We start from the raw sequence: 9536 nt of genomic DNA on the forward strand, positions 1-9536 counted from the left end.
CGACAGCCCGGGCGCCAACCTGGGTGCACCAGGCGGCCACGTCCAGCGCCTCCCGCGACGCGAACTTGTCGAGATAGGATCCTTCTCGCAGAGCCACGGCGTGGAACCCCTTGCGCGGGCCGCCCACATCGATGCCGACCACGATGGTCGCCGGGCTCGGTGCATGCCGTTCTCCGCCCTGAGGGCCTGGCTTCAGCGCTGGAGTTATCTGCACGCCCCACTCCCCCATCGGGATGCCATTGCGGTGTCGATGACGTCCTTCCGATGGGTCGAGATTATGCTAATCACCCCATGTCCCGCCTCATCATGCACGTCGATCTCGACGCCTTCTATGCCGCCGTCGAGCAACGCGATCACCCCGCCTGGCGCGGACGGCCCGTGGTCGTCGGCGCTGCGCCCGGTCGGCGCGGCGTGGTCGCGACCTGCTCCTACGAGGCGCGGCGCTTCGGCGTGCACTCGGCCATGCCGATCGCCGAGGCGGTGCGCCGTCTGCCGGCGGAGACGGTCTACGTGCGCCCGGATATGGCGCGCTATGCCGAGGTGTCGCGGGAGATCATGCGGGTGCTCGGCACCCTCGCCCCGCGCGTCGAGCCGGTCTCGATCGACGAGGCCTACCTGGATGTCTCCGGATTGGAGCGGCTGGTGGGTCCGCCCGAGGTCGTCGCCCGGCGCGCCAAGGCGGCCATCCGCGAGGCGGTGGGGCTGACCGCCTCGGTGGGTATCGGTCCGAACCGCCTGATCGCCAAGCTCGCCTCGGACGCCCGCAAGCCGGATGGACTCCTGGTGGTGCGCCCCGAGGAGGTCCGAGCCTTCCTGGATCCGCTGCCGCTCGCAGCCCTGCGCGGCGTCGGCGCCGTGACGGCCCGACGCCTCGAGCAGGCCGGCTTGCGGACGGTCGGCGACGTGCGTTGCCGGCCCTTGGAGGATCTGCGCCGACGCTTGGGCGCACGCACCGGCACGCAGGTGCATCTGCACTCGAACGGGATCGCCGACGACCGGGTCCATCCCGCGACCGAACGGCAATCGATTTCCAAGGAGACGACCTTCGCCGAGGATGTCGTGGACACCGAGGTGCTGCGCGACACCCTGCGTTGGGCCGCACAGGAGGTCGGCTATCTGGCCCGGCACGCCGCGCGCAAGGGCACGGTGGTCACCCTGAAGATCCGCCTGCACCCCTTCGAGACCCATACCCGCTCCCGGACCCTGGCGGCACCGACCGCGGAGGATCGCGTCATCTTCGACACGGCATGGGCCCTGTACCGGGCCGACGCCCATGCCGGTCGGGCGGTGCGGCTGATCGGCCTGGGTCTCTCCGGCTGGACCCAGGCACCGGTGCAGCCGGATCTGTTCGCGGACCTGGATACCCGCGAGAGGGATCAGGCGGATGATCGCCTCGACGCGACGCTCGATGCGATCCGACGTCGCTTCGGCAGGCACTGCATTCAGCGCGGACTCTCGCGGCGGACGTAGCGGTGCATCGACCCCGTCGTTGACAAGAGGCTTCTCCCGGGCGGTTCGACGCGGTTGCCGACGGCTTGTAAAGGCGCTGCTCGCCAACATCCTCGCCACTGCCACCCCAGGCACGGCAGACCAGATCGCTTGGACACGGGAGGACAGGCCGGCATGAGCACCCCGACGTGTACATTGGTCGAGCGCAAGGGCCATTGGCTCACCGGCTGTCTGCAGGCCTTTCGCGAGGATCGGCTCGGCTTCCTCGCCGAAAGCGCCCGGATCGCGCCGATCGTCGGATTCCGTCTCGGCCCCAGGCGTGTCTATCTCCTCTCGCATCCGGATCTCATCCGCGACATGCTGGTGGCCAAGCATCGGCATCTGACGCGGGATCCACTCGTGCGCAACATCCTCGAGAAGACCCTGGGGGTCGGGCTTCTGACCAGCGAAGGCGAGGCTTGGAAACGCCATCGCCGCATGATCGCCCCCGCCCTGCACCTGCAGCAGGTGCGCGGCTATGCCGACATCATGGCGCGCCACGCGCTCGCCCTGACCGAGCGCTGGCACGACGGACAGGAGGCGGATGTGGAACAGGAGATGGACGGGCTCACGCTCTCGATCGTCACCGCGGCACTCTTCAGGGTCGACAGCACCGCCCGAACCGCGACGGTGGCCGCCACGGTTCCGGCCTTGCAGGCCATCGCCACGCGCCAGTTCAACCGTCTGCTGCAGATCCCGGATTGGCTCCCGACCCCGGAGCATCGCCGACAGCGGGCCCTCTCCGACACACTCGGCCGCATCGTCTCGGAGGCGATCCACCGGCGTCGCACGAGCGGAGCGGACGGCGACGACCTCCTAACCATGATGGTGCAGATGACCGACGCCGACACCGGCGCGCGCCTCTCCGACGAGGAGATCCGCGCGGAGGTGCTCACGCTCTATCTTGCCGGGTACGACACCACGGCCCTAACGCTCACGTATGTGTGGTATTACCTGGCGCGCCAGCCGGAGATCGCGGCGCGTTTCCACGCGGAGATCGACGCGGTCTTGGGCGGGCGACCGCCCGGATTCGATGATCTGGAGCGTCTGCCGTATACCCGGATGGTCTTCAAGGAGGCATTGCGGCTCTACCCGGCCGCGTATTTCATGGTGCGCGCCGCGGCCGAGCCACTCGAGATCGGCGGACACCGCATTGCGGCGAACAGCGTCCTGATGACGAGCCCCTACGCCATGCATCGTCACCCCGAGCTTTGGGAGGATCCGGAGCGCTTCGATCCCGAGCGCTTTGCCGAGAACACCGAGCGCCGCTGGCACACGTTCAAGTATTTCCCCTTCGGAGGCGGCCCGCACATCTGTATAGGCAACCAGTTCGCGCTCGTCGAAGGCCCGCTGATCCTGGCGACCATCGGGCAGCGCTACCGGTTCGAGCCCCTGCATCCGGGCCAGCCACTGGAGCTGGAGCCTCAGATCACGCTTGGCCCCAAAGGCGGCATGCCGCTGCGCCTGCACCGTCGCACGCCGGCCCGCGAGGCGGCCTGATATGCGCCGATCCCCGGCGCGCGCAACCCGGATGCTGAGCCTGTAGCCCTCCAGGTCAGTGCTTTCTCCGACGCCTGAGCGCGATCGCGCTAGAGCCGCTTGCACGGCGTCTCGTCGAGCGCTGCGCGCAGAATCTCCCGCTCCAGGGCCGCTGACGGATGCCAGAATCCCCCGCGCGCGACGAAGCGGCTGCCGACGTCGACCACGGCTTTCTCCGCTTCCACCATTCGAGGCACCACGGGATCGATGGCCAGTTCCGCCAACGCCGCGTTCCGGCGTATGAACGCGTCGCGGTCCAACCGCCCTTCGGCATCGAACCCGAGCATTTCGTAGACGAGCCGGACGACGGCATAGGGCGTCCGATCACGCACCTCCACGATCACCTCGGCCATCCGCACGCGCTGGCCCGCGAAGCGCTCCACTCGATGTCTCGTCGGGTCATCGACCATGCGGGATAACGTCGCGCGGGCCAATCGGTACAGGGTGTCGTCCGGTCCGAGGATGTAGATGCGGGTCGAGTAACTCACGGTGACCTTACTTTATCAGGCCCAAGGGTCCGTCCGTAGCGTACCGCACCGGTCGCCAAGGCACCCGTGCGCCGTCGCATGGGTAGACCCTACAGTCGTGTCACCACCCTCGGAGCACTCGACGCGCGTCCGGCTGGAACAGCGAGGGTCGTTCCACCCCCGGCCAGGCAAGGGGCATCGTGCTGAGGATTGACCCGGAGTTGCTACCACCGCTGGAGCACCCGATTAACTGACGCCCTACAGCGGTTGTGGCGATACGACCACGACGGGTTGTCGCTTGGGATCTCGCGCAACCGCCAGTTCGGCTTTCGACGCCCCACGTTCGCCGAGGCAAGCCAACATGGATTGCAGCCTGATGCTTGCCGACGTCTATGAGCGGGGCATTTCCAGCTCATCCCGAGCAGCCCCCGAGCCAGCATCCATGAAGCGGTCAGACGCCAGCCAGATAGGCTGCCTTCCACCCGGCATAGCGCTCGACCAACCCCTGTAACGCCTCGGGCTCGTAGGCCCGCAAGCCGCTCAGGATCAGGGTCTTCGCGCCCTGCCCGACCGGCTCCCCGGCGGCCGTCAGGCGGAATCCGAGTCGGGCCTCGCCGCGCTTGCCCGTCACCTCCAGCTCGGTCGATTCCAGAGCAATGTCCAGGTCGGGGCAGTCCAATCGGTCCAGCTCGAACGACATCCGGTCATAGATCACCAGCGGCCGATCCGGGTTGATCATCACACCCTGCTGCTCCATAAGCGGCACCAGGATGTGCGGAAAATTCCGACCCGAAAAGGCCACGTAGCGGCGCACCAGCGATTCAATCATGACCAGATCCCCGGTCACCTGCCCCGAACGCTCGACCTCGAGACAGGGCTTGCCGTCGGTCGTCTCGACCACGACGCCGGCGCCGCTCTGAATGACGTTCAATGCGGCATCCGCTCCGACCATTCCGGTGAAGCGAAAGGTCATCCGACGCGCAAGACCACATTTGGCGAGGACAAGTGCAAAGAGAAGATCGCCGGGGGCACAGTAGCGCGGATTCGTCGCATCGTGGATCGGATTGAAGTCGCCCGCGACCTCCTTGGCGAAGGCGCTGCCTTGCGGCGCGGAGATGCGCAGCGTGCCCTCTTCGGCCGTGTGGAAAGGATCGAGAAACATGGCTCAAAGCTCCGAGGTCCGGGAGGCCGGACGACCTGCCGCCCGGGCGAGGAAAGGACATCGACCGCGCGAGGGGTCGAGTTGGCGCTGATTGCTTTCGGGGAACACTGGCGTTTCGTGCCCACGCGCCACGCGGTTCATCCCCGCAGACGCGGGGAACACTTGAAGAAGCAAGCCCGCGCCGGCGCCCCGGCAGTGTCGAGGTTAAGCTTAGATGCCGTTTCAGATCCACTACGAGACGTTGGCGTTGGACAACGTCGTCCCGCGATCCGCGAGAATCGAGTATCACCTAAGCGGATACCGTGGAGTGCCTCCGATCAGGCTGATTCGCGTTTAATCAGACAAGCCGTTCCATGTCGAGCAAAGGCGGCTGACGACCCAGACGGACCACCGAGCCGAGCCAACCGACCAATCGCTGTGTTCCGGGAAGCCGTCACCGGTCGTTCGCGGCGTGGTGAATCCTCAATCCTGATACCGGTCACCCGCCGTCCGACGACCCACGGGCCGGGCAAGACCCATACCGGACATCGCCAGGACCCACCTCAGGGGTGCCGGAAAATTTCACAGTTGTTCAGACCGGTCACCGCGAGGGATCGCTGTGCCCTCTCCACAGTGGACTTGCACACGGGCCTAGGACTGAACATCGCAGGAGTCTCAATACCTGCTGGTCCAGCAAAACGTGCATCGGGAACCGGGAGCTTCAGGTGGAATAAGTGACCGTCTCCTTGGTTGGAGCGTCCTCGGAATCGCCCTCGCAGCACGCGAGCGGTCCGCCGCCTCATGTGAGATCTTGACCGCTCCTGCTGCGCTCACTACCCTTTCGCCGCCCTTGGACCGGGCTCGTAAAGCTCGTCCGTGCCTTAAGAAGGCGCCGCTAAATGTCGCGGATTTCGGCTCAGCGTATTCCCCGGAAGCCGATGCGGAATGGTGATCCAATCTTGTAGGAGAGAGACATGAAGAATAAAAGAGGCATCGGCGCGTTGATCGGCGCGATGGCGATCGCCGCATCCGCGGCGGCACAGGACACTGTGCCAGCCGATCCGACTCAGTCGGATGCCGTGATGCGGATGCACATGGCGGTCAACACGCTCGTGGGCGAGCGCATCAAGGATTTGCTGCAGCCCGGTGATGTTCTGCGGCTGCTTGTGGTCGCTCGGCAGGAGGGATTCGCGCTCAACTGCGATGGCTACCAACTGGATCGGGAGAAGCTCACCGCGGTGATGAACGACATTGTCAGCGACCATAAGGACTCGGTGGAGCCGAACCAGAACAACCTGGCGGTGGACCTCGTCATGCGGGCGTATGGGATCGCACTTGGGGGCCAGACGGCTCTGGCTGCCTACGATCGAGACGCCTTCTGCGCCCGTGGGGAAGACGTCCGGAAGGAGCTTGCACAGGACAGCGAAGGCCGGATGACAGTGCTGACCGGCATCCAGTGATGTTGCGCCACCGCGGGCCGCGCCGGCGGCGCGCGGTGGGTCCGGTCGGCGCGGAGCGCCGCGCTCCGCTCGCGAGGGGGCGCTGCGGATCGCCACTGATGCAGTCGGCGCTCTGATGACCATCCCGGACTGCGTAACGACAAACATCTGCAGACAGCCGAGGACAACGCGCGTGCACCGAATACTTGGGCTGATTCTCATGGGCATCCTGGGGCACGGCAGCACGGGCGCCGCGACCCTCGAGGGGACCGCGACCTGGCGCGAACGCATCGCGCTCCCGGAGGGAACTGTCCTTGAGGTTGTGATCGAGGATATCTCCCGTGCCGATGCCCCGGCCGGGCGAATCGCGAGCACCGTCGTGGAAGACGTGCGCACGCCCCCGGTGTCCTTCGGCATCGACTACGATCCGGCGGCGCTCTCGCCGCGGGGCGTCTACGCGGTCCGCGCGACTCTGCGACGCAACGCAGAACTGCTCTTCACCACGGACCGAATCACGCGGGTCCTGCGCGCGGGCGATCCCGAGCGCGTGGAGCTGATGCTTCGCGCCGTGCAGAGTGCGCCCTCTGCTCGCCTCGTGCCGGGTATCGGCGCTCACGGCCTGCGCTTGCCTGCGACCTTTCGGGGGACGCTGCCTTGCGCCGATTGCCCCGGCGTCGTCCACCACCTCGATCTCTGGCCCGAGCAGCATTACCACATGCACCGCGAGTGGCTGGGCGGTGGCGACAAAGCGTCGCGGCGCCGGGACGAGGTCGGCAGGTGGTACGCGGATCCGGCCCGCGGCGCGATCGTCCTTCATGGCGCATCGGAAATGCCGCTCTTCTGGCAGATCAAGGGCGCCGACCGTTTGCGCCAGATGGATATGCAGGGCAACCCCATCGAGTCCGACCGCGACTACGACTTGCGGAGCGACGGGGCTCTCACCCCGACGGAGCTCGGCGGGGTGTTCCTCCTGGGCATGATGACCTACGCGGCCGACGCTGCGACGTTCGTGGTGTGTCTCTCCGGCGTGCGCTACCCGATTGCGCAGGAAGGGGACTACGCGGCGCTCGAACGCGCCTATCTCGACGCGCAGGCCGCGCCCGGGGCGCCCATGCTGGTGCATCTCGAAGGCGGGTTGGCGCCGCGCCCGGCGATGGAAGGCCCGGACCGGACGAGCCTGATCGTGGAGCGATTCATCAAGGTGGTTCCCGATCGCTCGTGCGAGGCATCTGTCTCAACCGCCTCGCTGACCGACACCTACTGGCGCCTCGACGCCCTGATGGGCGAGGCCGTGCGCGCGGCGCACGGGCGACGCGAGCCGCACATCGTCCTGGGCGGCGCCCCGGATCAGCGCTTTCGTGCGACCGTGGGCTGCAACCAGATGATCGGCGGCTATGCGCTCGACGGCGGTGCCTTGTCCTTCGAGCCGGGTGCGGCGACGCGAATGGCCTGCCCTCCTCCGCTCGACCAGATGGAGCGGCAGCTTCTGGAAGCGCTCGCCGCGACCCGCGCGTTCCGGCTCGAGGGGCAGAGGCTGGTTCTTACCGATGCGGACGGCCGGCCAGTCGCCGATTTGGCCGCCGTGTACCTGCGGTGACATCGAATGACGGGCGTCCTGCTTTCCCACGGATGGCCATCGATCCTCGTTGCGCCCGGCTGCTCGTCTAGGGGGCGTCGTGATTTCGGCTACCCAAGCAGCGGCTCCACGTGCGCCGTAGATGGTGAGGCCTGCCAGGAGCGCTGCTGAAACAAAGACCGTAGGGGCTAGCCAACGTGAGCGGCCGCGACCGACCGGCCGGGCCGTCGCGTTGCGTCGCGATGAGGTCAGCTTGGGGTGTTGCCGACCTTCTACGGGTACAGATTTCGAGCGGCCCACACCAGGCCCATACACTCCCGACCGGGGTGACACAACGGAGGTTTAAAACGATGCATAAAGATCGCTGTCGCGCTGCTTGCCGCGGTTCTGCTGGCGGGCTGCCAAGCTAATCCGACGCGGCCCGAAGCGAAGCCTATGGTCAAGCCGATGCCGACGGGAACCGTGATGCGGAACGAGTGCAGGCAACAAGCCGAAAAGCAGGGCCTTAAGGTTCTCAGCATCGGCGGCTTCCACACGGTTACCGGCAGCGGCGGACGCGAGATCGGCTCGGATGCCATCATGGGCGTCTCGCGCGCCGGGCAAACCTACACCGTCCGCTGCAGCTACAGCTTTGGTGACGGCCGGGCCCGGATCACCTCTTCCAGAGGATAAGCGATCAGGCTCGTGACAGAATTGGGAGAGGCCGGCGCCAATCGCTCGGGCGCCGGTCCGGACCGGCACTGCTCACGACCAATTCAGCTTCGGGGATCAGTTAAGCGGCCGGTCGATTAAGAGGCCAAAGCGTCAGACTAAACAGCGAGCTATCGAACCCATCACGCGGCGTCCTCCCGATGTCCGCCCCTGGCGGTCAACTTCCCTGACCAATCCCACTCGCCGGGGTATCAGAAACGTTTCGGTGGATCACCGCGGACGGCGGTCCGAATGTCCGCAGTTGGCCTAGTCCTTCCTGATCGCCGCCGGAGTCGGGTGACCGCTGATGGGGCCCAACCGTCGCCGATCCCGGCGAGGCGACAGACAGCAAGACGCGCATTGGAGACTCCCGTGGCAGCTTACGCCACCAATCACTTCACGCGGGAAGCTGTCGCTCGATGCGCTGATTGCCAGCGGACGGAAATGACCCGGAGCTGCCAGGCGCGGTTGCCATGCGAGCATCTGCTTACGTAAGGTCAGCCGACGGCAGTATCCGGTTACTTTTTCCTTAGGGTCGCAACGAAATGCCCCCACCGGTCCCGTCGGCCATGCGGCTTGCGCGCGCAAGCCGCGCAGGCCGCATCTCTGCGAGCGCCAAAACGTAGCTACTCTGCCGGCCCGCACGGTACGCAGTCCTTGCCAAGAGTCTTCCTTCACTCTGCGTTCTTTCCTCGCCGAGACGCGGCGGGTCGAATCGCTCTACGAGATCTAAAAAGTGGCCCCGACGACCGTGACGCAGTTCGCTATGGCGGACGCCTTGCAGCGGATCGGTGCGCGACTGTTCGACCTCAGCGAGATCCCGCACGCGACCCGTGTGAAGGCCGGCAACGCCGTCGTCGGCCACCTTGCCGACATCCTGCTGCGGCTGCCGGAAATCCCGCTGGGATCCGTTCCGGGTGGCTCCGGCGCGGCACGCGCCGAACTGCCGCCGCACTGGACGATCCCGGGCACCGAAATCCGCATAGTCCGGCTGGGCGAGGGCCCGCGTTCCGGAGACGATGTCTTCTCGGCCGCGACGGTGGCGCGGCTTCCACAGATCCACGCCCGGGCCGAGGGTCTGCCCGCGTTGCGCCCGAGTGCGATCGGCGATTGGGCAACGGTACAGCAGCGCATCGTTGGGCCTTGGCTGATGCGGCTGCCGCTTGAGCGCCTGCGCGCGTCACTACAGGCGACGA

General features: G+C 66.6%; 8 protein-coding genes and 1 pseudogene. 6 read left to right on the forward strand and 3 right to left on the reverse strand.

The genetic code is table 11. From position 1 onward, the window contains the following. On the reverse strand, positions 1-214 hold a 214-nt coding region (locus tag VLR48_RS13940), incomplete at its 3' end, for a hypothetical protein (RefSeq protein ID WP_325292371.1). 77 nt (positions 215-291) lie between these two features. Between VLR48_RS13940 and dinB the strand changes: the two genes are divergently transcribed. Both dinB and VLR48_RS13950 read left to right on the forward strand, forming a co-directional pair. Then, positions 292-1470, forward strand: coding sequence for a DNA polymerase IV (dinB, locus tag VLR48_RS13945; RefSeq protein WP_325292372.1), 1179 nt, complete (start codon positions 292-294; stop codon positions 1468-1470). A gap of 153 nt (positions 1471-1623) precedes the next feature. Beyond that, entirely contained in the window at positions 1624-2988 is a 1365-nt protein-coding gene (locus tag VLR48_RS13950; RefSeq protein WP_325292373.1) for a cytochrome P450, read from the forward strand. 89 nt (positions 2989-3077) lie between these two features. Here VLR48_RS13950 and VLR48_RS13955 read toward each other — a convergent pair whose 3' ends face one another. Both VLR48_RS13955 and VLR48_RS13960 read right to left on the reverse strand, forming a co-directional pair. Then, a complete protein-coding gene (locus VLR48_RS13955) occupies positions 3078-3410 on the reverse strand; it encodes a hypothetical protein (protein ID WP_325292374.1) in 333 nt (110 codons plus the stop codon). A 535-nt stretch (positions 3411-3945) separates the two neighbouring features. After that, positions 3946-4656, reverse strand: coding sequence for a DUF3581 family protein (locus VLR48_RS13960; RefSeq protein ID WP_325292375.1), 711 nt, complete (start codon positions 4654-4656; stop codon positions 3946-3948). Between the two features lie 953 nt (positions 4657-5609). Between VLR48_RS13960 and VLR48_RS13965 the strand changes: the two genes are divergently transcribed. The 4 genes and pseudogenes from VLR48_RS13965 to VLR48_RS13980 form a co-directional block, all read left to right on the forward strand. Then, positions 5610-6095, forward strand: coding sequence for a hypothetical protein (locus VLR48_RS13965; RefSeq protein ID WP_325292376.1), 486 nt, complete (start codon positions 5610-5612; stop codon positions 6093-6095). A 172-nt stretch (positions 6096-6267) separates the two neighbouring features. Then, positions 6268-7671, forward strand: a complete 1404-nt coding sequence (locus tag VLR48_RS13970; protein ID WP_325292377.1) for an META domain-containing protein — start codon at positions 6268-6270, stop codon at positions 7669-7671. Positions 7672-8085: 414 nt separating this feature from the next. After that, on the forward strand, positions 8086-8322 hold the full coding sequence (locus VLR48_RS13975; protein ID WP_325292378.1) for a hypothetical protein: 237 nt from the start codon (positions 8086-8088) through the stop codon (positions 8320-8322). 754 nt (positions 8323-9076) lie between these two features. Then, a pseudogene (locus VLR48_RS13980) lies at positions 9077-9536 on the forward strand (hypothetical protein); the annotation flags it as partial.

This window comes from Thiocapsa sp., assembly GCF_035467215.1.
GTDB lineage: Bacteria > Pseudomonadota > Gammaproteobacteria > Chromatiales > Chromatiaceae > Thiocapsa.